This is a genomic window from Streptomyces sp. bgisy027, from assembly GCF_057710365.1.
This window is the reverse complement of sequence record NZ_JBYIVZ010000021.1, coordinates 117201-137997: the sequence shown is the minus strand read 5'-3', so window position 1 is coordinate 137997 and position 20797 is coordinate 117201. Positions and strand designations below refer to the sequence as shown.

Annotated in this window: 29 protein-coding genes and 1 pseudogene; 23 read left to right on the top strand and 7 right to left on the bottom strand. The window is 71.5% G+C overall.

The genetic code is table 11. From position 1 onward, the window contains the following. Positions 1 to 88: 88 nt before the first annotated feature. The 6 genes and pseudogenes from whiG to AC3ETA_RS22880 form a co-directional block, all read right to left on the bottom strand. Positions 89 to 931: an RNA polymerase sigma factor WhiG gene (gene whiG / locus AC3ETA_RS22905; protein ID WP_107902371.1), complete on the bottom strand. Its 843-nt coding sequence runs from the start codon at positions 929 to 931 to the stop codon at positions 89 to 91. 311 nt (positions 932 to 1242) lie between these two features. Next, positions 1243 to 2397, bottom strand: a complete 1155-nt coding sequence (gene dprA, locus AC3ETA_RS22900; RefSeq protein ID WP_432194756.1) for a DNA-processing protein DprA — start codon at positions 2395 to 2397, stop codon at positions 1243 to 1245. Further along, positions 2394 to 3047: pseudogene (locus AC3ETA_RS22895) on the bottom strand (ATP-binding protein); the annotation flags it as partial. The pseudogene AC3ETA_RS22895 and the gene dprA, both read right to left, overlap by 4 nt. Before the next feature lie 38 nt (positions 3048 to 3085). Continuing rightward, entirely contained in the window at positions 3086 to 4738 is a 1653-nt protein-coding gene (locus AC3ETA_RS22890; protein ID WP_432194755.1) for a recombinase family protein, read from the bottom strand. Continuing rightward, positions 4735 to 5154: a hypothetical protein gene (locus tag AC3ETA_RS22885; RefSeq protein ID WP_432194754.1), complete on the bottom strand. Its 420-nt coding sequence runs from the start codon at positions 5152 to 5154 to the stop codon at positions 4735 to 4737. The genes AC3ETA_RS22890 and AC3ETA_RS22885 overlap by 4 nt, the downstream gene beginning before the upstream one ends. Before the next feature lie 17 nt (positions 5155 to 5171). Then, positions 5172 to 5621, bottom strand: a complete 450-nt coding sequence (locus AC3ETA_RS22880; RefSeq protein WP_432194753.1) for a helix-turn-helix domain-containing protein — start codon at positions 5619 to 5621, stop codon at positions 5172 to 5174. Positions 5622 to 5898: 277 nt separating this feature from the next. Between AC3ETA_RS22880 and AC3ETA_RS22875 the strand changes: the two genes are divergently transcribed. The 20 genes from AC3ETA_RS22875 (at position 5899) to AC3ETA_RS22780 (ending at position 18081) form a co-directional block, all read left to right on the top strand. Next, positions 5899 to 6132 (top strand): XRE family transcriptional regulator, encoded by a 234-nt coding sequence (locus AC3ETA_RS22875; protein WP_432194752.1) that lies wholly within the window; start codon positions 5899 to 5901, stop codon positions 6130 to 6132. Then, positions 6129 to 6323 carry a hypothetical protein gene (locus AC3ETA_RS22870; RefSeq protein ID WP_432194751.1) on the top strand — a complete coding sequence of 65 codons (195 nt, stop codon included), beginning with the start codon at positions 6129 to 6131 and terminating at the stop codon, positions 6321 to 6323. The genes AC3ETA_RS22875 and AC3ETA_RS22870 overlap by 4 nt, the downstream gene beginning before the upstream one ends. Before the next feature lie 66 nt (positions 6324 to 6389). Beyond that, the gene (locus tag AC3ETA_RS22865; protein WP_432194750.1) at positions 6390 to 6740 is read left to right on the top strand and encodes a hypothetical protein; all 351 of its coding nucleotides are present in this window, start codon (positions 6390 to 6392) and stop codon (positions 6738 to 6740) included. Beyond that, positions 6737 to 7117 carry a hypothetical protein gene (locus tag AC3ETA_RS22860; RefSeq protein ID WP_432194749.1) on the top strand — a complete coding sequence of 127 codons (381 nt, stop codon included), beginning with the start codon at positions 6737 to 6739 and terminating at the stop codon, positions 7115 to 7117. Before AC3ETA_RS22865 ends, AC3ETA_RS22860 begins: the two co-directional genes overlap by 4 nt. Then, positions 7114 to 8346 carry a recombinase RecT gene (locus AC3ETA_RS22855; protein ID WP_432194748.1) on the top strand — a complete coding sequence of 411 codons (1233 nt, stop codon included), beginning with the start codon at positions 7114 to 7116 and terminating at the stop codon, positions 8344 to 8346. The genes AC3ETA_RS22860 and AC3ETA_RS22855 overlap by 4 nt, the downstream gene beginning before the upstream one ends. Further along, positions 8343 to 8960: a hypothetical protein gene (locus AC3ETA_RS22850; RefSeq protein ID WP_432194747.1), complete on the top strand. Its 618-nt coding sequence runs from the start codon at positions 8343 to 8345 to the stop codon at positions 8958 to 8960. The genes AC3ETA_RS22855 and AC3ETA_RS22850 overlap by 4 nt, the downstream gene beginning before the upstream one ends. Beyond that, positions 8957 to 9172: a hypothetical protein gene (locus AC3ETA_RS22845; protein WP_432194746.1), complete on the top strand. Its 216-nt coding sequence runs from the start codon at positions 8957 to 8959 to the stop codon at positions 9170 to 9172. The genes AC3ETA_RS22850 and AC3ETA_RS22845 overlap by 4 nt, the downstream gene beginning before the upstream one ends. A 70-nt stretch (positions 9173 to 9242) precedes the next feature. Beyond that, positions 9243 to 10106 (top strand): hypothetical protein, encoded by an 864-nt coding sequence (locus tag AC3ETA_RS22840; RefSeq protein WP_432194745.1) that lies wholly within the window; start codon positions 9243 to 9245, stop codon positions 10104 to 10106. After that, the gene (locus AC3ETA_RS22835) at positions 10103 to 10822 is read left to right on the top strand and encodes a zinc finger domain-containing protein (RefSeq protein ID WP_432194744.1); all 720 of its coding nucleotides are present in this window, start codon (positions 10103 to 10105) and stop codon (positions 10820 to 10822) included. Before AC3ETA_RS22840 ends, AC3ETA_RS22835 begins: the two co-directional genes overlap by 4 nt. Beyond that, entirely contained in the window at positions 10819 to 11379 is a 561-nt protein-coding gene (locus AC3ETA_RS22830) for a hypothetical protein (RefSeq protein WP_432194743.1), read from the top strand. Before AC3ETA_RS22835 ends, AC3ETA_RS22830 begins: the two co-directional genes overlap by 4 nt. Continuing rightward, positions 11376 to 11528 (top strand): hypothetical protein, encoded by a 153-nt coding sequence (locus AC3ETA_RS22825; RefSeq protein WP_432194742.1) that lies wholly within the window; start codon positions 11376 to 11378, stop codon positions 11526 to 11528. The genes AC3ETA_RS22830 and AC3ETA_RS22825 overlap by 4 nt, the downstream gene beginning before the upstream one ends. 141 nt (positions 11529 to 11669) lie before the next feature. Then, positions 11670 to 12197, top strand: a complete 528-nt coding sequence (locus AC3ETA_RS22820; protein ID WP_432194741.1) for an HNH endonuclease signature motif containing protein — start codon at positions 11670 to 11672, stop codon at positions 12195 to 12197. Further along, complete coding sequence (locus tag AC3ETA_RS22815; protein ID WP_432194740.1) at positions 12197 to 12688, top strand: single-stranded DNA-binding protein; 492 nt, start codon at positions 12197 to 12199, stop codon at positions 12686 to 12688. Before AC3ETA_RS22820 ends, AC3ETA_RS22815 begins: the two co-directional genes overlap by 1 nt. 148 nt (positions 12689 to 12836) lie before the next feature. After that, positions 12837 to 13547: a hypothetical protein gene (locus AC3ETA_RS22810; RefSeq protein ID WP_432194739.1), complete on the top strand. Its 711-nt coding sequence runs from the start codon at positions 12837 to 12839 to the stop codon at positions 13545 to 13547. Further along, the gene (locus tag AC3ETA_RS22805; protein ID WP_432194738.1) at positions 13544 to 13696 is read left to right on the top strand and encodes a hypothetical protein; all 153 of its coding nucleotides are present in this window, start codon (positions 13544 to 13546) and stop codon (positions 13694 to 13696) included. Before AC3ETA_RS22810 ends, AC3ETA_RS22805 begins: the two co-directional genes overlap by 4 nt. Beyond that, positions 13693 to 14532 (top strand): hypothetical protein, encoded by an 840-nt coding sequence (locus AC3ETA_RS22800; protein ID WP_432194737.1) that lies wholly within the window; start codon positions 13693 to 13695, stop codon positions 14530 to 14532. Before AC3ETA_RS22805 ends, AC3ETA_RS22800 begins: the two co-directional genes overlap by 4 nt. Continuing rightward, a complete protein-coding gene (locus tag AC3ETA_RS22795; RefSeq protein WP_432194736.1) occupies positions 14529 to 15356 on the top strand; it encodes a hypothetical protein in 828 nt (275 codons plus the stop codon). Before AC3ETA_RS22800 ends, AC3ETA_RS22795 begins: the two co-directional genes overlap by 4 nt. A 204-nt stretch (positions 15357 to 15560) precedes the next feature. Then, positions 15561 to 16970 carry a zinc finger domain-containing protein gene (locus AC3ETA_RS22790; RefSeq protein WP_432194735.1) on the top strand — a complete coding sequence of 470 codons (1410 nt, stop codon included), beginning with the start codon at positions 15561 to 15563 and terminating at the stop codon, positions 16968 to 16970. A 63-nt stretch (positions 16971 to 17033) separates the two neighbouring features. Continuing rightward, positions 17034 to 17600: a hypothetical protein gene (locus AC3ETA_RS22785; protein ID WP_432194734.1), complete on the top strand. Its 567-nt coding sequence runs from the start codon at positions 17034 to 17036 to the stop codon at positions 17598 to 17600. A 76-nt stretch (positions 17601 to 17676) separates the two neighbouring features. Beyond that, positions 17677 to 18081 carry a hypothetical protein gene (locus AC3ETA_RS22780; RefSeq protein WP_432194733.1) on the top strand — a complete coding sequence of 135 codons (405 nt, stop codon included), beginning with the start codon at positions 17677 to 17679 and terminating at the stop codon, positions 18079 to 18081. A gap of 77 nt (positions 18082 to 18158) precedes the next feature. Here the strand turns inward: AC3ETA_RS22780 and AC3ETA_RS22775 are convergent, their stop codons facing one another. Beyond that, positions 18159 to 18329: a hypothetical protein gene (locus tag AC3ETA_RS22775; RefSeq protein ID WP_432194732.1), complete on the bottom strand. Its 171-nt coding sequence runs from the start codon at positions 18327 to 18329 to the stop codon at positions 18159 to 18161. 459 nt (positions 18330 to 18788) lie between these two features. On the opposite strand from AC3ETA_RS22775, the gene AC3ETA_RS22770 reads away from it, so the two are divergent. Genes AC3ETA_RS22770 through AC3ETA_RS22760 form a run of 3 tightly spaced genes read left to right on the top strand, consistent with a single transcriptional unit; the run spans position 18789 to position 20793 of the window. Beyond that, positions 18789 to 18980: a hypothetical protein gene (locus AC3ETA_RS22770; RefSeq protein WP_365127216.1), complete on the top strand. Its 192-nt coding sequence runs from the start codon at positions 18789 to 18791 to the stop codon at positions 18978 to 18980. Positions 18981 to 18999: 19 nt separating this feature from the next. Beyond that, a complete protein-coding gene (locus AC3ETA_RS22765; RefSeq protein ID WP_432194731.1) occupies positions 19000 to 19530 on the top strand; it encodes a helix-turn-helix domain-containing protein in 531 nt (176 codons plus the stop codon). A gap of 6 nt (positions 19531 to 19536) precedes the next feature. Next, a complete protein-coding gene (locus AC3ETA_RS22760) occupies positions 19537 to 20793 on the top strand; it encodes a PBSX family phage terminase large subunit (RefSeq protein ID WP_432194730.1) in 1257 nt (418 codons plus the stop codon). The last annotated feature ends 4 nt before the right edge of the window (positions 20794 to 20797 follow it).

Below are 20797 nucleotides of genomic sequence, written 5' to 3'. Positions count from 1 at the left end.
CGCTCGAATCCTTGGCACGTCAACCACTTTACGGACGTGCCCTCGCGGACGGGAGTCTCTCCGCGAACCCCGCATGCCTCCGGCCGGGTCAACGACCGAAGCCGGCCAGTTTCGCCCGCAGCTGGAGGACCGACTTGGTGTGGATCTGGCTCACCCTGCTCTCGGTCACCCCGAGCACGTTGCCGATCTCGGCGAGCGTGAGGCCCTCGTAGTAGTACAGCGTCACGACGGTCTTCTCCCGCTCCGGCAGCGTGTTGATCGCCCGCGCCAGGAAGCGCCGCAGCTCCCGGTCCTCGGCCACCTCCACGGGATTGTCGGCGGCGGTGTCCTCCAGCGTGTCCATGACGCTGAGCCCGTCACCGCCCTCGCCTCCGACGTGCAGCAACTCCTCCAGCGCCACCACGTTCGCCAGTGACAACTGGCTGAAGACCGAGTGGAGTTCGTCCACCGCGATCCCCATCTCGACGGCCACCTCGGCCTCCGTCGGCGTCCGCCGCAGCCGCGCCTCCAGGGTGGCGTACGCCCGCTCGACGTTGCGTGCCTTCTGCCGCACCGACCGCGGGATCCAGTCCAGCGCCCTGAGCTCGTCGATCATCGCGCCCCGGATCCGCGTGATCGCGTACGTCTCGAACTTGATCTCGCGGTCGATGTCGAACTTCTCGATCGCGTCGATCAGCCCGAACACCCCCGACGACACGAAGTCCGCCTGCTCCACATTGGGCGGCAGACCGACACTCACCCGGCCCGCCACGTACTTGACGAGCGGCGAGTAGTGCAGGATCAGCTGCTCGCGCAATCGCTCGTCCCCCGTCGCCTTGTACGACCGCCACAGCTCGTCGAGCGTCGAGGGAGCGGGCGGCCGCACGCTGCCACCGTCACGGGCGGCTGGGGGGACCGCCGCCCGGTCGGACCCGGAGGTGTGCTGGGGCATTCGTTGCCTTGTGCCGTTCTGCCGTGAAGTGGGGGGTGCTTGGGGGAGCTGTCGGTCTGATGTCGCTCTGGTGCCGTTCTGGGGACCTTCCGGTGTCGAGGTGCCGGTCTGCGTCGGAATCCTCGTGAGCGTAGCGTGACTGAAGTGTCGCGGTGCGCGAAGGGCGGAGCACAGGCCGTACGCAGATACGTTCCGCTCGACGCCCCACCGGGTCATACCGGTCGCTCTACGTGATCACCCGAACACCTCAACTGGGGGAATTCACAAGGGTGTCCGTGTTCCCCCGTACGGCCGAACACGCTCGGTCAGCATCACCTTCGACCGGCTCGAACGGAGATCATCGCCTGGCGTGTCAACTTCCAGCCGTCGCCGTGTCGTTCGACGTAGCCAAGTGAACGGAGCTCGTACAGCCTCGCGACGGCGTCGTCCTCGGTGGTCTGCGCACCGCGCGCGATCTCGTCCGCCCTCGCCGCGTGGCGGCCGGGCAGCGCGGCCAGCACTCGGCGGGCAGCCGGCTCCAGCAGATCTCTTGGCAGGACGGGCCCGCGCCGCTCAGGGGCCAGCTCGCCCATGTCGCCGACGAGTTCGACGACCTCGGCGGCGTCGGTGACGAGTACGGCCTCTCCGCGCAGCAGCTCGTGGATGCCCGCGGACAGGCCGCTGGTGGCCGGGCCGGGAACTCCCATCGTGTGACGGCCGAGCCGCTGCGCCGCCCGGGCGGTGACCAGTGAACCGCTGCGGTGGGCGGCCTCCACGACGACCGTGCCCCGTGTCAGCGCCGCGATCACCCTGTTCCGCACGATGAATCTGCTCGGTGTCGGATGATCCCCCGGCGGCAGTTCCCCGATCACCAGTCCCTGCTTCGCGATCCTGTTGATCAACTGGGTGTGTCCGCGGGGGTAGGGGCGGTCGACGCCGCAGGCGAGCACGGCGACGGTCGCGCCACCGGCTCCTAGGGCTCCCCTGTGGGCGGCCCCGTCGACTCCGTAGGCGCCGCCGGACACGACCACCCAGCCCCGCTCGGCCAGGCCGCCGGCGAGGGTGGCCGCCATGTGGGCGCCGTACTCGGTGCAGGCACGCGCTCCCACCACGGCGACGGACTTCAGGGCCCACATCCGCAGACTGGCCGGCCCTCGCACCCACAACCCGACGGGCCGGGCGTCCCCCAGGTCAGCGAGCTGTCCGGGCCACTCGACGTCCCCCGGACACACGAACCGCACCCCCGCCTCCCGCGCGACCGCGAGATCCACGCCGGGCCGGGCCCGTGCGCCGCGAGCCCTGAGCCCCTCCCACCGCTTGGAAGTCACCCCCGGCAAGGGGTCCGCCTCCGCCCGCAACTGCCGCGCCACTTCCCCCACCCCGAACTCCCGCACCCACCGCCCGACGACCTCGTCCCCGGGCTCGACGACACGGCTGAGGAAGACACGGTCGAGCAGTTCGCCGTCCGGATCACCGTCACCGTTCACGTCAGCGCCCCGATGGCCATGGGGACGCCTCGCGGCACCCCGGTGCGCAGTTGCAGCGCCAGGGCGACGTCCGTCGCCTCCGGCCTGTCATGACCGAGCAGGTCGGCGACGGTCCAGGCGACGCGCAGGACTCGGTCGAGCCCACGGGCGGTCAGCACACCTCGTTCCAGGTTCCGCTCCGCCTCGTCCATGGCGCCGATGGCGGCGTACCAGCGGCTGCGCAGCTCCCGTCCGGGGATCTCGCTGTTGGTTCGCCACGGGGTACCGGCGAGCCGGGCCGAGGCCCGTTCGCGGGCCGCACGCACCCGGTCGGCGACTTTCGCGGTGGACTCGCCCCGGGCTCCGCGCCCGGTCAGCTGCGCGCGGGTGACCCTGTCGACCTCGACCCTCAGGTCGACACGGTCGAGCAGCGGTCCGGACAGCCGCGCCTGGTAGCGGCGGATCGCCGAGGGCGGGCACTCGCACAGGTCGTCCGTCCGGGAGAAGCGACCGCAGGGGCAGGGGTTGGCCGCGAGCACCATCAGGAACTTCGCCGGGAAGCGCACGACACCCGAGCTGCGCGCGATCACGACATGACCTGCCTCCAAGGGTTGTCGCAGCGCATCGAGGGCGTGACTGCTGAACTCGGGCGTCTCGTCCAGGGACAGCACGTGCAAAACAAGTGGATGCGATCAGTTAAAAGCGCAGGTCAGAGGTTAGACGTGTCCGCCCACGGGTCAGGCTCCCAGACCGCGTGAACAGTGATGCGGGTTTCTCCGCTCCCCTCTACCCCCTTCTTCCCCTTGGCGCCGCGGGTGCAGACGACACGGCGGATGAGCTGCCGAAGGATGCCGTTCTTTTCGGGCGCGTCCAAGACGTCCCACAGGTCGAGTAGCTTCCCTGCGATCGGTACGAAGTCCTCGCGGCGCGGTGCGGTCTCGATCGCGGCGGCCTCCTCGGCGCCCGCTTGCGCGTTGCGGAGCTGGGCGAGTAGCTGCGCCTGGGCCTGCTCGAACACCCCGGGCGGGTAGTTGTTCGGGTTGAGGGCCTTGTCCGCGGCGAGGTTGGCCAGTGCCCCTTGGAGGCGCGTGTGTTCCGCTTGTAGCCTCGCGCGCTCGCTGGCGGCTCGCTGACGGTCGCGGTCGGGGTTGACCTCGACAGGGGTTGACGGTGCGGCGTCGATACCGGCCGCGGCCTCGCGCCGTACCCAGTCCATGACGGCGTCCTCTACTAGGTACCGCTGGACCCACACGCCGTTCGCACAGACGGTGCCGCCTGAATGCCCTTGGTTCCCGCACATGTAGGCGTAGCCGTAGACGCGGCCTGCCGCGCGTTTGGCGGAGGTGGCGCCGGCGTCTCCGCGGCATGATCCGCAGCGCACGAGTCCGGTGAGTGGGTAGGTGGGATTCCGGGCGCGTGGGGACATGCGCCGTCGTTCCTCGACGTGGGCGAGGTACCGTTCCCAGGTTTCGGGCGTGATGATCGCTTCGTGTACTCCGTCTATGTGGAGCCATCGGGTGCACGTGCCGCCGTTGGCCGTGTAGTCGCAGTGGCAGTCCGGATCATGGATGCGGAGCAGGCCGGCCGCGAACCCGGACAGCATGTAGCGGCGCAGACTGTCGGCCTTCCACAGGGTTCCGACGCCGGTGCGGTAGCCGAGGCGGTTGAGCCATCCGGCGAGGGCGCCGTAGCCCTCCGGGGTCCCGGTGGTGTGGCCGAGCTTCCGCTCGAACAGTGCCTCGATGTCGCCGCGGGCGTTCTCGTCGACCTCGTACCGCTCATCTTGGATGATCCATTGGCCCGGCCTGGTGGGGTCGGGTATGCGGCGCGGATACCAGACGTAGCCGAGGCGCTTCCCGCCGGTTGCTGGTAGGCCGTGGGCGCGGCGCCATTGGTGGGTGTCTTTCCACATTTCGCCGGCGCGGTCGGACTCGAACACGGCGAGGTCGAACAGGATGCGTCGGTTGAATCGGCCGACGGCGGTCTTTACGTCGACGTCCTCGGTTGCCGAGGCGAGGTGTCCGCCGGCGTGTTCGAGTCGGGCGAGGTTGACGGCGATGCCGAGGTCGTTACGGCCGAATCGGCTGAACTTCCATACGGCGATTCCGACGGCTTCGCGTGCCTCGATCCGCTGGATGCCGGTCATGATCTTGCGCTTGAAGTTGCGCCCGGTCATGTCGAGGTCTTCGATCCAGTCGACTATTCGGCGACCGGTTCGGCTAGCCCAAGATTCGATTGCGGCTTTCTGTAGGTCCGGGCTGATCTTCTCCTCTTTCCACGTGGATACGCGGATGTAGCCGAGCCACGGCTCGCCGAGTTCTGGCGAGCCGCGGAACGTGGGCGGCACTTCCGTGAGGGTCATACGATCTTCCGCTCGTGTTGTTCCGGATGGGTCGGGCGCAGCGGGCGCACGTTGTCGAGGACCGGGTAGGGCGTGCCGTCGGCGGCGCGGTGTGGCCGGCGCTCGGCGCGGTCGGCGTCGGCTTGGTCGACTTTCTCGCCTCCGTCGGGCGGTGCTGCGTTCTGGTCGAGCAGGCCGCGGGCGACGTGTTTGAGGGCGAGTTGGTATCCGGACGCGTGGGCGTCGGCGATTCGGTCGTCTATGTCCTGGTGGGCTCGCTGCGTCTGCCAGTAGCAGAGAGGGGGAAGGGCCGCGAACGCGATCAGAATGCCTGCGCGCGAGACGTCGCCTCCGTCCTGGAAGATGCCGACGAGTCCGAGCACGATGCCGAACACGAGGATTCCGAGGGTCGGTGCGTACAGGGTGCGGCCGTTCAATGTGGTGCCTTCCTGCGTTAGTGCTCCGCGAGGTTTCCCTCGCCTGTGCCGGGGGGTGGCTGCCGCTGCAAGGTCTCGGTGATGGCGACGAACAGGGCTCGTTTCTGCTCGTCTTCGATGCCGAGTTCTTCCGCGGCTTGTTGGGGTGTGATGCGGCGCGGTCCCGTTTCCGGGCTACGGACGCCGGCTAGTTGGTCTTCGGTCAAGATCCCGGCGCGCACCAGCACCTCGCCGAGGGGGACGCTGATCGCCTCGGCGAGGCGTGTGAAGACGTCCATATCCGTGACGCGCTTGCCGTCGAGGAGTCGGCCGACTGTGGATGGGCTGATGCCCGACCGTTCGGCGAACCTGCTTCGGCCGCCACTGCGCGGGCCGGACAGGTCGAAGCCGTGGGCTGTGAGCTGGTCGTGTAGCCACTGCTTGAAGTCGGGGGAGGGCTCGCCCGCGTCGCGCTTGCTGTTTTTCATGGGTGAAATGTAGCGCGTAGCTGTCTCGTGAGACAGACAGTCGAGAGAACATGACGAGTCGCACTACTTGGCACCCCCTTAGCCCGTAGCGACGCACGGTTGACCTGGGCGTTTACCCGGCCGAACTGAAGTTCGATTCTGTCCTCGTACCGTACCCCTGTCAACGTTAAACCACTCTGTGTCACCACTTGCCCACTCCCAACTAGCTTTCACTTGTGAAAGATAGCTGCTACTTTCTGTCTCGCCAGATCACCTGTCTGGCCAGAAAGGACGGCCTATGTACGACCGCGCCCACTTGCAGGCAGTTGCCAGCGGCAAAGGCGACCGGCACTACACAGACCTCGCAGCCCGCCTGAAGGTTGCCCCCGCGACCGCATGGCGTCTGTGGACTGGCAAGACCGCGCCGAGCGCCCGCGTCGCCGCCGCTGTCGAGGCCGAGTACGGCATATCGGCATCCGGCTTGCTCCAGCAGGCGAGCCCGACCGCTGGCGCAGAGCAGGCCGCGGCATGACAGCCCCCGCTGTGATCCCGCGCGAGGTGGCGTTCGCCAACGCGCGGCAGGTGTTCGACCGCGCCTGTGCCCGAATCGCACGTGACCGCGCGGCCGGCCGCCTCTCCCCCGAGGCCGAGTTGAAGTTGCGCCGCCTCGAACGCCAGCAGCGCCGTTCGGCGCACACCGCCCAGCACCGCGCCGCCGCCTGAAACACCGAGGGCCGCCCGGATGCGACCCGGACGGCCCTCCCGACCGAACCCCGAGAGGTACCGATCGTGAACGCCACGCAGCCTACCGGCGCCGCCGCCGAGGCCCAGCGCAAGCACCTCACCCGCACGGGCGTGATCGCCCGGCAGCTCGACCAGATCGCCCCGGGCACTGCCCGCGTGCGAACCGTCCCCGTAACGACCGACCGCGACGGCGAGCAGCGCGCCGCGACGGTGGTCGCCCTCGACGACGCCCTCGGCGGGCCGATCTCCGCCGACCGCGACGCGCACCGCGCCGCCCTCGGCCTGCTCCGCCGGATGCTTCCGAGCGCCGACTGGTCCCGCCCGCAGGTCTACGACGCGATCACGGGCGACCTCGCCCTCGACGAGCCAACCATGCCCGAGGAGCTGCACCAGTGATCCGCCCCCAGCTCAGCGCCGACGGCCTGGCCGTCCGCCTACCGCTCGCCGAACACGTCGACCCCCTGCTCGACGAACTGGCCCTCGCCTATGCCGAGGACCCCGACGCAGTCGGCAGCCTGCTCGCCGCCCACGCCGCGAGCGTCGTCGCCCTCGACTACGTCGCGTGCAGCGACGACGCCACCGACTACGAACGCGCCATGCGCGCCGCCGAGGCCGACGCCACCCGCGAGGCCCTGCTCGACGACTGCCCGGCCGCCGCCACCGTCGACCCCCTGCTCGACCCCGACGACGCGATCAGCCTCGCCACCCGCATCACCCGGACCGCCGCCCTCATTCGCCACCGCACCGCACAGAACAGGAACGCCCGCCCGTGACCGTTACGACCCTCCCCACCGCCCACGCCCCGGCCGCCGCCCCGTTCCGCGGGGGCGCCCTGTCCCTCAGCCACATGACCCCGTATGAGGCGTGGCAGTTCTGCGAGTCTCTGGCCAACACGCCTCTACTGCCGGACGCCTACCGCAAGCAGCCCGCATCCGTTCTGTGGGCGATGGAGTACGGCCGCGCTCTCGGCCTCGACGTCGTGACCACGATCACCACCATTCACGTGATCAAGGGCAAGCCGTGCCAGTCCGCCGACCTGATGCTCGGCCGCGCCCGTTCCGCCGGGCACCGCGTGCGGATCAAGTCGGAGCGCACCCGATGCGAGGTGCGCATCATGCGCCACGACGACCCCGACGACGAGACCGTTATCGAGTGGACCCTCGACGACGCCGTGACCGCTGGTCTGTGCACGCTGCGGGATGGCCGGCCGTACTCCCGCGATCAGAAGAACCAGCCGCAGCCGTGGGAGAAGTTCCCCCGGGCGATGCTGCGGGCCCGCGCTATCGCCGAGGGCGTGCGCATCGCGTGCCCCGAAGTGCTGCACGGCGCCATCTACACGCCCGAGGAGTTGGGCGCCGTCGTCGACCAGGAAGGGAACCCCGTCGTCGTCGAGCGGACCGACGCCCCGCCCATGCAGCAGGGCGTGACCGTCGTGCAGTCGACGCCGAACGGCCCGCCGACCGCGCCGCAGCGCGACTACCTCGCCGAGGCCGCCGCCACCGCCGAGGCCGACCAGCTCGCCGCGATCCTCACCGACGCCGAGGCCGCCGGCGCCCCCGCGGATTACATGGCGTGCCTCGCCGAACTCCGCGACGCGCACGCCGCCGAGACCGTCGGCCCCGTCCGCGAGCTGCACACCGCAGCACAGGAGCGGGGCGCGCACCCCGACCACCTCGCCCGCCTCGCAACCATCGGCGCCACCAAGCCGGGCGCCAAGCAGCAGACCGGCGGGGGTGAGGAGCGCCCGACGCCGGCCGGGCCCGCGCCGCACTCCGTTTCTGACGCGGTCGCCACCGAGAGCGCCATACCCGCCGGCGTGGCCAACGCCGAGCAGGCCGCCGCCGAGGCCGAGAACCTGCTCAGGCTCGCCGCGAGCCGCGCCCACCTCGCCACCCTCGACGCCGATTTCGAGCGCGTCTACGGCCTGCCCATCGAGCAGGCGACCGCCGCCCAGCTCGACCAGTTCCGCGCCAAGATCGAGGCCGCCGGGGGTGCCCAGTGACCAACGTCGAAACGAAGACCAAGGCACCCGACCCGGCGTACCTCGCCGCCGTACTACGCCGCCGACAGGCGATGCGGGCCCGCCTCGACCAGGCCGAAGAACTGTACGAGGACGTAAACCGCGAGGCCGCGAAGTTGCTCGACCAGCAGTACAAGGCGACCCGCAGCGTCAAGGCCGACGTAACCCTCGACGACGGCACGAAGTTCGCCACCGTGACCCGCGTCGGGGGCGAGGCCGAGGCGCAGGTGACCGACCCCGAGGCGTTCGCCGCATGGGTGCGCGACCACTACCCGGAACACTGGGATTTCCGGATCATCCCGGCCCGGACCGAGACCGTCGTCGACGAGACGTTCGCCGCGACCGTCCTCGCCGCCGTCGACGCCGCGGGCGTGCCCCAGTGGGCCGACCCCGAGTCGGGCGAGCTGCACGACGTGCCGGGCGTGATGATCAAGCCGACCCGCAGCCGCTACTACCGGTGGACGTTCACCCGCGAGTCGAAGCGTCAGCCCCTCGACGGCCGCGCCCTGGTCACCAACGCAGTGAAGGCCGGCGCCCTCGACCTCGACACGCCCCTCGCCATCGAAGCGCCGCCCCCCAAGGGTGATGCCGCGTGACCCGCGACAAGGTCGCGCAGAAGATCGCCGAACGTCACCCGAACGTGCCCGGACAGCTCGCCGTCGACGTCCCGGCCGGCGAGGGCAAGCCGCCGAACGTGTGCGACTACGGCACCCCCCGATGCGGAGCCGTACCCGTCCGCTTCTACCCGAACGGCTGGAAGTGCGACGAGCACCAGCCGGCCCGCACCAGCCGCCGCACGACCCAGTGATCAGCCCCGGGGCGAGGAGACGACCGCGCCCTCGCCCCGGGCGCCCCACCCCCGACAGGAGCGACACCCCGTGACCCTCGACGCCATGGATTGGGTGTGGACCCGCGCGAAGTCGCGCGGGAACGCCCGCCTAGTCCTGCTCGCCGTCGCCGACGCCACCACCGGGCCGGACGCCACCGCCCGCATGGGAACGGCCGAGTTCATGCGCCGGCTCGCCGCGTCCCGCTCGACGACCCGGGCCGCCGTCGACGCCGCCCTCGCCAGTGGCGAACTGATCGAGGACGAGCCCGCCCAGGGCAGCCGCGCGACCCGGTACAAGATCCCCGGAGCCGTCGGGTACGTCCGCACGCACCGCGCTACCGGGCCGGAATCCGGCCCCCTCCCCGCTACCGGGCCGAATCCCGGCCCCCTTACCGGGCCGGAGTCCGGTCCCCCCGCTGATATCCCCGACGCCCTCTTTGGGGGCGAGATTCGGCCCCCTATGGGACCGGATTTCGGCCCCCATCACTCACCCATAGAGGGAGTGAGTAAAGGAGTGAGGGAGCACGGGCGCGAGGTCGCAGTGATCCCGGAGTTCGCTCGCCCCCTGGTCGACCAGATCACAGCCGCCGAGATCTACCCCGCGTGGACCCTCGCCCCGGGCGAGTGGGTCGTCGTGCACGCGCTGATCAAGCGATCCGGTGCCGACATGCTCGCCGCCGCCGCCGTACAGGCCGCCCAGCGGGCCCGGAACGGCGTCGCCCACGCCCGCTACTTCCTGCGGGCGTGGCAGGCCCTACCGCCCGCCCCCGCGCCCGGAACCGTCCCGGCCGCCGCACCGTCCCGGCCCGCCTCGAACGTGATCCCCCTCGACCGCGCCCAGCCCCGCGGACGCGTCGCCCAGTCCGCCGACTACCTCGCCGAAGCCCTCGCCGCCATGGAGGCCCAGCAGTGACCCCCCGCGAAGTCGCCGCCCTGATTGCCTACGTCGTCAAGCTCGACCCCCGCCTCGCCCTCGACGACCAGGCCGCCGCCGCCGAACGCCTCGCCCAGTGGTGCGACCTGCTCAGCGACGTACCCGCCCAGGCGCACGGGTGGGATGCCGCCCGCACCGCCCGCGACTACATCGCACGCAACCCCTACCGCATCCAGCCGTCGGACGTGTCCCGCCCGTGGCACGCCCACAAGGCCGACGTGATGAGCCGGCACGTGGGCACGTTCGAGCCCACGGCGCACACGGAGATCAACCCGGACGACGAGACCGGCGACGCGTATGTCGCCGCACTCCGCGCCGAGCGCCAAGCGGTCGCCGCCGGCCAGCAGGCCCCGACCACGCACCACGCCCTCACCGCGGGCCCGGCCGCCGCCCAGGTCGAGCGCCGCCTCGCCGCACTCGGCGAGTACATGCCCCGCACCGTCGCCCAGGCCCTCGCCGCTCACCGGCCGCACCGCGCCGCCCGCGAGCGTTTGGCCGCCGCCAACCTCCCCGACGCCCTCGACGTCCCGTGCACGTGGTGCCAGGCGCCCGAGGGCAAGCCGTGCCGCGGCCGGCGAGTCAACCCCAAGACCGACGCCGTCGGATACCGCGCCCGCAAGGACCCCCACCCGTGCCGCGTCGAGGACGCCCAGGCACACCACGCCCGCCGCCAGGAGCAGGAGACCGCAGCATGAGCCCGACCCCGAAGCAGGCCCGCACGCACCGCCGCCCGGCCCGCCCCACCGACCGGACGAAGAACGTCACTCAGTGGCGTGTCGAGGCCAGTTGGAACCACCACCCCGACAATCCGGTCGTGATCCGGACGTCGGACCGCAAGCGGGCCCGTAAGGCGTTCCGCGACCTGCTCGGCAAGGGCGCATACGTGATCTTTCAGGAACACGCCGGGTGGGACAGGTGGCGCACCGTCGACGAGCAGAACGGCGCCGACCTGCTCGCCGAGCGCGACGCCGAGCAGCAGCTCGCCGCCGCCGGCCACCCGCGGACCCCGGACGACTACCGCCTCGACGCCGTCGACCGTCACCGGTCGTGGCTCGCCCGTATGGAGGCCCGCGCCGAGGTCGAGCAGCAGCTCGCCGAGCAGGCCGAGCGCGAGCGCGCCGAGGTCGACGCCCGCCGTCGCCGCCTCGCCGCCGAGGCCACCCGCAACGCCCGGGCCCTGATGTCGCCGCCGGCGATCGTTCGGCCCGAGAACCGGCAGCGTGCCCGGCACATCACCGGGGCGCAGCGATGATCCCCCGGGCCGCCCTCGCCGTCGTCCGGGCCGCCGTCGAGGACGCGCAGCGCGAGCACGTGCCGGCCGAGGCCGCCGTCGCCCGCATCGTGGCCGAGCTCAGCGACCACGGGTGGACGATCGCCCCACTCGACCAGCAGGCAGCCTGACCCGCAGGACAGGGGGGCACACGCCCCGCGACACCGCGCCCCCTACCTGCTAACTTTCTGTCCCGACAGAAAGCTTTCTGTCTCGACAGCACACCCCCACGTCCCGTAGGCCGCCGAACATCCCCCGGAGGTACGTCCCCGATGGCTCGCACCACCTCGACGCCGGCCGAACGGTTCGCCACCAAGACGGCCCCCGGGCTCATCCCCGTCGGCCCCAACACCCCCGACACCCCGTGCCTGTTGTGGCCCGAGACCGCCCTCGACCGCGACGGATACGGCCGCTTTTGGGTCGACGGCCGGTACGTCTCCGCCCACCGATGGGCGTTCGAGCAGGCCCGTGGGCCCGTCCCCGACGGCCTCGACCTCGACCACCTGTGCAGCGTCCGCCGATGCGTCGCCGACGACCACCTCGACGCCGTCGACCACCGCACCAACGTTCTTCGCTCAACCGGCCCGTCGGCCGTCAACGCCCGCCGCACGCGATGCGTGAACGGCCACGACCTCACCGACCCCGCCATCGTGCACGTCAGCTACCCCCCGTCGCACCCGCACGGGATGCGCAAGTGCCGCGCGTGCGCCCGCGACCGCGCCCGCCGCACCCGCGAGCCCCAGCTCGCCCCCGTCGCCACCATCCCCACCCGCACTACCCGAGAGAGGACCGCCGCCTAATGGCTGGAGAGACCCCGATCACCGTCGTCGGAAACGTCGTTGCCGACCCCGAGTTGCGATTCACCCCGTCCGGCGCCGCCGTGGCGAACTTCCGGATCGCCTCGACCCCGCGCACGTTCGACCGCACCGCCAACGAGTGGAAGGACGGCGACACTCTGTTTCTGTCCGTCAGCGTGTGGCGCCAGCAGGCCGAGAACGTCGCCGAGTCCATCAAACGCGGCGACCGCGTGATCGTCGTCGGCCGCCTCGGACAGCGCCAGTACGAGAAGGACGGCGAACGCAAGTCGTCATACGAGGTACAGGCCGAGGACGTCGGGCCCGCGCTCAAGAACGCGTCCGCCCAGGTCACCAAGAACGGCCAGAACGGCGCCCAGAACCGCCAGCAGGGCTACGGCCAGGGATACGGCCAGCAGGCCCCCCAGCAGGGCTACAGCGCCCCCCAGGGCGACCCGTGGGCCCAGCAGGGCTACGGCAATGAACCCCCGTTCTAAGCCTCGCCGCGACCGGTCGCGGGCCCGCTCACGCGCGCGAGCAACGTGCAGTGGTTCACCGCCAACACGCAGACGTCCGCATTCATCCCTGCACTACCGCGCCACCGCGAACACCGACAACCGACTGATGAGACCGGAGCCACGCCCCATGTCCCGTATCCCTGACGCCGTCGCCGTTGCCTCCCTCGACACGCACCGCCTGATCGTCGCCGTCCCGAACGAGGGCCCGGCAGAGATCACGTGCAACCTGCCGCGCCCCGTCGCCGCGTCCGTACTGCGCCAGATCGCCGACGGCCTCGACAGCCCGGCCGGACGCTGCGAGACCGCCCTCGAAACCGGCCGCCCGTGCCCCGTGCACGACGGCCCCGCCGCCGCCCTGCTCGCCGCCGCCGAGGCCGGCCCCGCGTTCGCCCGCGGCGTCACCCAGGCGCAGACTGCCCGCGGCCTCGACGCCCTGCTCGACTACGTCGCCGCCGCCATGGCGCCCGAGGACGACGAGCACCAGGCCGCCGACGAACCGCCCGCGCTCACCGCCGACGACGTGCGCGACGCCCTCGACTTCAACGCCGAGGAGGGCGACCCCGCCCTCGCCACGCTCCGCGACGTCCTGCTCGACACCACCGCCACGCGCACGCCCGAGCAGGCCCTCGCCGCCGCCCGCATCATCCTGACCGCGCACGCCCGACAGGTCGCCGCCCTGGTCGAGGCGCACCACCAGGCCACCCGGACCCGATGGGGCGTTACCCGTTCGTCCCGCGGCCTGCTCACCGGCTACGAGGGCGCCCGGAAGATCGTCACCGCATACGCCGACGGCCTCGCCGACGAGCAGGCCCTCGCCGAGGCCGACGCCACACCGTGAGCCAGACCGCCGCCATCGTGGCGAACCTCGCCGTCGCCGCCGTCCTGCTCGCCGCCAGTGCCCGCCTGATCGTGTGGGCCCTGTCCGGCGAGCCCGGCCGCGTCCACCACGCCCAGCACGACGACGACCAGGAGCAGCAGCACCCATGACCCGCCGCCCCTTCCACCGCCCCCCGGAGGGCCGTAACCGCGACCGCCTCGACCGTCGGGCCGTCGTCGACGTCCTGCTCGCCCGCGCCGCCCGGGGCGTCCTGTCCGCCGTCGAGGGCGCCCTACTCGCCGAGCATGTACGCGAAGAACAGCGCCTCGCCGACGAGAACCGCCGCGCCATGGCCGGCACCACGCAGGCATTCGCCAAGCACCGCGAGGCCGCCGACGCCGAGATACGCCGACTGGAAGGCGAGCGCGACCGCCTCGCCCGCGACGTCGAAGCCATGCACGACGGCATCAACAACGCCGCCCGCGAGGCGTTCGCCCAACGCAGGCAGCACCGCGACGCCCTCGCCGAGCAGCGCGCCCACGTCGACCAAGTGCTCGCCGTCCTCGCCCGCGTCCGAAACTCCCAGTCACTCGGCGACGCCCTCGCCGCCGTCGCCGAGCACGACGGCATGTCGCCGACGGCCGCCCGCGTGCACGCCCGCATCCTCGACCGCGCCGACTCGACCGAGGCCCGCCTCGCCGAGCAGCAGCGCGACCACGACATCGCCCTCGCCCGCGAGCGCCGCCACACCATGGCCGCCGCCGAGGAGGCCAGGGAGCAGCGACACCGGGCCCACCGGTACCGAACCGCATGGTTCGCCGCACGCCGCGACCGCCGCGCCGACCGAGCCGCCATGGCCGCCGAGTTGCCCCTCGCCCAGGCCGTCGAGCGCGTGCGCGCCCTCGCCGCACGGATGCGCGCCGGATCGCCCCAGGGCGCCGCCGCCATCTACGCCGACCGCATCGAGCAGGCCCTCGACAACGAGCACCAGGAGCAGCACGCATGACGACCACCCCCAACCAGCAGGCCGCCGACGATCTCGCCGCCGTCCGCGAGCAGTGGGGCGACCTGCTCGCCGCGATAGCCGAGCCGCCGCGCGCCGCCGAATGGATGCCGTACGAGCGCCGCGGATTCCTCGACCAGCTCGCCGCCGACGACCGCGCCGACGACGACCAGGCCCTCGACGAGGCCGCCGTCGGCCGTATGCCGCTCACCATCCGCGAGCACCCCGCGCCCGCGAACCTGCGGGCCCTCGACGCCGCCCTCGACGTCGAGCGCGAGGTGTTCGACATGTGCGACGCCGTCGCCGAGCGCGTGCAGCTCCCCGCCCGCGACCGCGCCGGCCGATGGACACTCGGCAGCGACCCGAGCGACCCCCGGTTGTGGCTCGTGCCCACGTCCCGCGACGCCGGCCCGGCGACGATCGCCTCGACCGGATCACGCGTGTTCGGTCTGCACTGGGCCGCCGTATGGCTGGAGGGCCGCGCCCTCGACGACGACCCGGCCGACCGCGCCCTGTTCGCCCCCACCCCGGCGACCCTGGTCGACCAGATCGCCGACGTCGCCCGCACCGCGCGCCGCCGCGTCGAGGCCGCACTCGGCCGCAGCGTCCGGACGATCACGCTCGACGACGCGTGCCCGTTCTGCCAGGCCGGCCGCATCACCGTGCACAACGGGGGAGGCGACCCGCGCGCCGCCGTGGCGACCTGCTCGACCGGCCCGTCGTGCCCGGCACCGGTCGACGTCGAGCGAGGGCGCCGGGCGTGGCGTGGGCCCGCCCTGGTCGATCTGTGGACGGCCCTCGACGCCCGGCGCACCGTGCCCGCGTAGGGGCGCACCAGGCCGCACGCCCCCGGGAGCGCCACCCGGGGGCGTCGCCGTACCCACTTAGGTCACGGTTCCATAACGCATCCCTGCAACAGTTGCTGTAATCATTACTGTAACCGCTACTGTAGGGATTCCTGACGGGTCCTCACCCCGGCAGGAACGCCGGACCTCACCCGGCGCACCACCTACCGACACAGGAGCGACACTGTGAACGTCTACACCGCACTTCGCATGGCCGACGATCTGTCCTCGCGGATGCTCGACGCGCTGCACATCCTCGCCAAGAACCCGCAAGGCGCCCTCGCCCGCCGCAACCTGGGCAACGGCGGAGGCACGCACGGCGCCCTGTACCGTCGCGGCCTGCTCGGCGAGGGCGTCGACGAGCGCGGGCAGTCCGGCTACTTCCTGACCCCGAAGGCGTGGGCGTTCCTGCGGGCGCAGTACCGCACCGTTCGCCCGGCCGACGCCGGCCGGCTCACCGTCGACGAAGCCCTCGCCGAGGCGTACCCCGCCGAGCAGGCCGAGCAGACCGCGCCCGCCCCGCGCTCCGGTGGAGTCGTGATCCCCGGCGCCCTCGCCGACTACCTCACCGCCGACCCCCCGCTCGACCTCGACACCCGCGACGCCCTCGACGACGCGCGCCGCGGTCGTGGCCGGACCCTGGTTATCAAGCCGAAGACGATCGCCGTTCTGCACGTCATCAGCCGTAACACCGAGTACCTGCTCGCCAGTGCCTACACGACCGAGCCGCAGAAGCGCGCCGCCCGCCAGTGGCTCGCCACGGCCGGCCGCGCCCCGCAGGTGGTCACCACCCGCTACGCCTCCACCCGGGAGGCGTACGACGCCGCCATGAGCAGCGACACCGTTCGAAACGGCGACGTCCTGGTCGTCGAGGCCGAGGCCGCCGTCGCTTTCCTGTGGAAGTCGCACCCCGTCGCCGTCACCACCGCGCACGGCGAGTTTCACCGCGCCGAGGGCGACCCCCGCGAGGTCGACGCCAACACCGGCCCGGCCGTGCGCATGGCGATGGACGTCGCCCACCAGATTGGCGCCTACCTCGCCCGCGCCGAGGACCAGGCCGAGGCCGAGCAGGCCCTCGCCGAGGCCGCCGCCGCCGACGCGCCCGAGGCAACCCCGGCCGTCGACCTCGAAGCCCTCGCCGTCGCCGTCGCGTGCCCGATGTGCCACGCCCCCGCGGGCGCCCGTTGCACCACCCACGCCAGCAAGCCCGCCCGCGAGCCGCACGGCCGCCGATTCGAGGCCGTCGAGGACGCCGCCGGCATCACGGAGCACCGCGCCGCCGCCCGCCGCGAGGCCGAGGCCCGCGGCGGATGGGTGGTCGCCCTCGACCGCAAGGCCGAGGACGCCCTGTCGACGGCCTACGCCGCCCGCGTCAACGCCGCCACCGAGGCCCGGCTCGACCAGGTCGAGGCCGAAGTCGCCACCGTCGAGGACGCCGAAGCGCTGTATGCCGCCGCCCTGGTCACCGAGGCCGACGCCACCGACGGAACGTGGCGAGGCGCATGGATCGGCGAGCAGCAGGCCGCCGACGTCCTGTTCGTCGTCGACCAGGCCGAGGAACAGGGCGCCCTGTCCGACGACCGCGCCGCCCAGTAGCCACCCGACCGGCCCGCCCTCGGTCGAGGGCGGGCCCCCATCGCACCGACAGGAGCGCCACAGATGAGCAAAGAGCAGCCGCCCCGCGTCAGGGCCGCGGCCCGCCGTGCAGGCCCAACCCTCGCCGAGTTCCGCGAGCACTTGTCTGCCCTCGCCGAGTACGCAGCGTCGCCGCAGGACAGTCAAAGCCCCTTTATGCGGTCCGTCGGGCGTCACCTCTTTGACGTTTCCCTGCAATCGTTCATCCGCCTGGTAGACGACTACGCCGCCGATCACGCGTCCGCCTCGCGGACCGAGAGGCAGAACGACCCGTACAGCCGCTTGAACATGCGCGCCCTCGCCCGAACCCACCGCATGGTTACCCGCGGAAAGGTTCCTGAGCACCTTGACCGCGTGCCCGACCTCAATCGGCTACTCGACATGGTCGCCGACGACTTCACCCTCGAAGACGTGCGAATCATCCGGGGCGTTGCCGCCGCACTCGCAGACGCCATGCCGCGGATCGCTCACAAAGCCCGCGAAGAGGGCATGAGCCCCGACGAAATCGCCACCGAGTCCGGTTACACATCAAGTCGGATCGCTCAGTTCCTCCGCGAGGAGAAGAAGCGCCACGGCGACGACGCCCAGTAGTCCCACACATAAGCGGGCCCGCCCGGTTCCTCACAAACCGTATGGGCGGGCCCTCACCACCAAGGAGCGACCCAAGATGGCTACCCCGCAGAGTACCCAGCGCCGCGCCCGGCCGATCGCCGGCACCCGACCGTCCGTCCGCCTCGACGAGGAGTTCGCCCGCGACCTCGCTGTTCTCATGCAGACCGGCGACGACCTGACGACCGCCATGCGGACGGCCGTCGGCATCGCGGCGAACATGTACCGGACCGCGTGGCACTACGAGATCGTTCCCGTCGGCACCGCGCCGACGCTCGGCCCGTACAAGTTCGTCGAGAAGCCGCCGTTCGTCGGCCCGCCGTCCCTCCCGACCGTCGACCACAACGGCCCCACGTGGACGCTCGGCAGCAGCCTGACCAGGACTGATGACGCCCGTCGGCAGCAGCAGCCGCCCCGGCCGCCGCAGCGTCAGCAGACCGGCCGACCGCCTGTCCACCCGTAGCCGACGCGCGAGCAGCAGCAGCGCGCCCCACCCGCCCGATCATCGGCAGGTGGGGCGCCGCCGTGCAATGTGGTGCGCTACGCCTCAGCAACTTTCCGACGGCGAGGCACGAACACGGGCAGCAGCCCACCGAGCACGGCACAGATGACGGCGAGGATCTGCGAGTTGATCCACGGCGAGAAGGCAGCGAGCACGATCACGACGATGACCGGCCAGAGATACGGCAGGCGTCGACGTCGACGAGGCACACGTTCCCCGCCGCAAGCAGAGCTCTTCTTAGGCACTGAGGTTCCTTTCACACGGTGCGTTCATGCGAAGGGGTCGGCCGACGCCCAGGAACACTCTGCGCCTATTGACTAGCAGTCTGGCAGCGTTGCCTAGAAGCCAGCAAGATATGAACGAAATTGACGAAAGATAGCCGATAACCGATGAGAGTGGTCGAGTCACACACTATTTATGTCAAGATTCGTCGCTTTGAGCTTTCCTAGTAATCAGTCGGCCACTCTGCGTGAGCGCGAGGCGCGTCGCGAGGCAAGCCCTACCTCCACTCGGTCGCACACTGCACCCCATGCAAAGAGTTGCGCCGTGACCTTTCCGTGACCTAATGTTGGTCGCGTCTTCGGCGTGCCCGGAGACAGACGACCACGACGCCCCGCAGGCCCACCGCCGCGGGGCGTTTTTTCATGCCCGCATCCGGGAGGCTCCGCGTGATCTTCAAGGTTCGCCCCGACACCGCCCGACTCGGCCAGGACGCCTACGAGGCGTACGCGACGGCCGTAGAGAACCGGTCCGTGAGCGGCGAGGAACTGCCCCCGTGGGTCGAGCTGACCCGCCCCGTACAGAACGCATGGTCGCTCGCCGCCGAGGCCGTACGGCACCGCGTCGAGCTGAACGCGTAGACCGAGCAGGGGGTGAGCCATGGCCCGCCCCATCACCGACCAGGACCGCCGGCGCGTCCGCGAGCTGCACGCGCAGGACAAGAGCCGGAACGAAATCGCCCGCGAGATCAACCGATCGCCCTCGACCGTGTCGAAGATCGCCGCCGCGTTCGACCCGCCCCTCTCGTTCGACCGCGCCCCGCAGGTCGAGGCCGCGACCCGCGTCCGTACCGCCGACCTCGCCGCGCGCCGCGCCGCCCTCGCTTCCGCCCTACAGGACGACGCCGAGCGCCTACGCACCCAGCTATGGGCCCCCACCGTGCACGGCGAGTTCGCCGGCCGCGAGGGCGAGTGGCACGAGACCCCCCTACCGCAACCCCGGTTCGGCGACCAACGGGCAATCATCGCGTCGGTGCAGACCGCCGTCGGCACCTCGCTACGCCTCGCCCCGGCCGAGGGCGGAGACGACGCCGGACAGGTGCGTTCCATGCTCGGCGCCCTCGGCGAGGCCCTGACGCAGACCGCCAACGACGACCAGGCCCACGACGACGGGGGCGACGCCGGGGGGTGAGCCGCGTTGCTCGACCTCGACCGTCTGCCCCTGTCCCGTAAGCAACTCCGCAGCATCGGACAGGCGACCGCCCGTATCAACCTGTGGCACGGCAGCGTCCGCAGCGGAAAGACCATCGCGTCGCTACTGGCGTTCGTGATCGCCCTCGCCACGGCCGGACCGTCCGGCCTGATCATCGTGGTCGGTCGGTCGTTGCAGACGATCGAGCGCAACGTGTTGGAGCCCCTACAGGACCGCGCCCTGTTCGGCGCCCTGTCCCGGCACGTCGTGCACACCCGCGGGGCGACGACCGCGACGATCCTCGGCCGTACGGTCCACCTGATCGGCGCCGCGGACGCCCGCGCCGAGGGCCGGCTACGTGGCCTTACCGCCCAGCTCGCCTACGTCGACGAGGCAACCCTGTTGCCCGAGGCGTTTTGGACCCAGCTACTTGCCAGGCTCAGTGTCCCGGGCGCGCGCCTGTACGCCACGACGAACCCCGACTCGCCGCGGCACTGGTTGAAGGTTGGATACCTCGACCGCCTCGCCGACCTCGACATGCGGGCGTGGCACTTTCGCCTAGCCGATAACCCCAGCCTGTCGGCCGAGTACGTCGCATCGCTCGCCGCGGAGTACACCGGCCTATGGCGCCGACGCATGATCGACGGCGCGTGGGTTGTCGCCGAGGGCGCCATCTACAGCGAGTGGGACGAAGATCGGCACGTCGTCGACGAACTGCCCGCGATGCGCCGCCATTGGGTCGGGATCGACTACGGCACGACGAACGCTTTCTCGGCCGTCCTGCTCAGCCTCGGTGTCGACGACCGGCTGTACGCATGCGCCGAGTGGCGTTACGACTCCCGCGCCACGCACCGCGCCATGACCGACGCCCAGTACAGCGCCGCCGTCCGCGCGTGGCTCGACGAGCAGGACGTCGCCCCCGAGTGGACGTTCGTTGACCCGAGCGCAAAGTCGTTCTCAACCCAGTTGTGGCAGGACGGCCACCCGGGCGTGGCCCGCGCTGACAACACCGTCGGCGACGGCATCCGTTCCGTGGCCGCCCTGCTCGCCGCCGGCCGGCTGTACGTGCACCGGTCGTGCGACGGCCTGCTCGGCGAACTCCCCGGTTACTCATGGGACCCCAAGGCGACCGAGCGGGGCGAGGACGCGCCGTTGAAGGTGGACGACCACAGTTGCGACGCGATCCGGTACGCCATCCACTCGACGTCGCACGAGTGGCGCCACCTGCTCACCGCCGGTCGCCCCGACACCACGAGGAGGTGAGCCC

Coding starts and splice junctions, on each gene's coding strand:
- whiG (WP_107902371.1), bottom strand. CDS start 931: ATGCCCCAGCACACCTCCGGGTCCGACCGGGCGGCGGTCCCCCCAGCC.
- AC3ETA_RS22890 (WP_432194755.1), bottom strand. CDS start 4,738: ATGACCCTCACGGAAGTGCCGCCCACGTTCCGCGGCTCGCCAGAACTC.
- AC3ETA_RS22880 (WP_432194753.1), bottom strand. CDS start 5,621: ATGAAAAACAGCAAGCGCGACGCGGGCGAGCCCTCCCCCGACTTCAAG.
- AC3ETA_RS22875 (WP_432194752.1), top strand. CDS start 5,899: ATGTACGACCGCGCCCACTTGCAGGCAGTTGCCAGCGGCAAAGGCGAC.
- AC3ETA_RS22870 (WP_432194751.1), top strand. CDS start 6,129: ATGACAGCCCCCGCTGTGATCCCGCGCGAGGTGGCGTTCGCCAACGCG.
- AC3ETA_RS22830 (WP_432194743.1), top strand. CDS start 10,819: ATGAGCCCGACCCCGAAGCAGGCCCGCACGCACCGCCGCCCGGCCCGC.
- AC3ETA_RS22825 (WP_432194742.1), top strand. CDS start 11,376: ATGATCCCCCGGGCCGCCCTCGCCGTCGTCCGGGCCGCCGTCGAGGAC.
- AC3ETA_RS22820 (WP_432194741.1), top strand. CDS start 11,670: ATGGCTCGCACCACCTCGACGCCGGCCGAACGGTTCGCCACCAAGACG.
- AC3ETA_RS22815 (WP_432194740.1), top strand. CDS start 12,197: ATGGCTGGAGAGACCCCGATCACCGTCGTCGGAAACGTCGTTGCCGAC.
- AC3ETA_RS22810 (WP_432194739.1), top strand. CDS start 12,837: ATGTCCCGTATCCCTGACGCCGTCGCCGTTGCCTCCCTCGACACGCAC.
- AC3ETA_RS22800 (WP_432194737.1), top strand. CDS start 13,693: ATGACCCGCCGCCCCTTCCACCGCCCCCCGGAGGGCCGTAACCGCGAC.
- AC3ETA_RS22795 (WP_432194736.1), top strand. CDS start 14,529: ATGACGACCACCCCCAACCAGCAGGCCGCCGACGATCTCGCCGCCGTC.
- AC3ETA_RS22785 (WP_432194734.1), top strand. CDS start 17,034: ATGAGCAAAGAGCAGCCGCCCCGCGTCAGGGCCGCGGCCCGCCGTGCA.
- AC3ETA_RS22780 (WP_432194733.1), top strand. CDS start 17,677: ATGGCTACCCCGCAGAGTACCCAGCGCCGCGCCCGGCCGATCGCCGGC.
- AC3ETA_RS22765 (WP_432194731.1), top strand. CDS start 19,000: ATGGCCCGCCCCATCACCGACCAGGACCGCCGGCGCGTCCGCGAGCTG.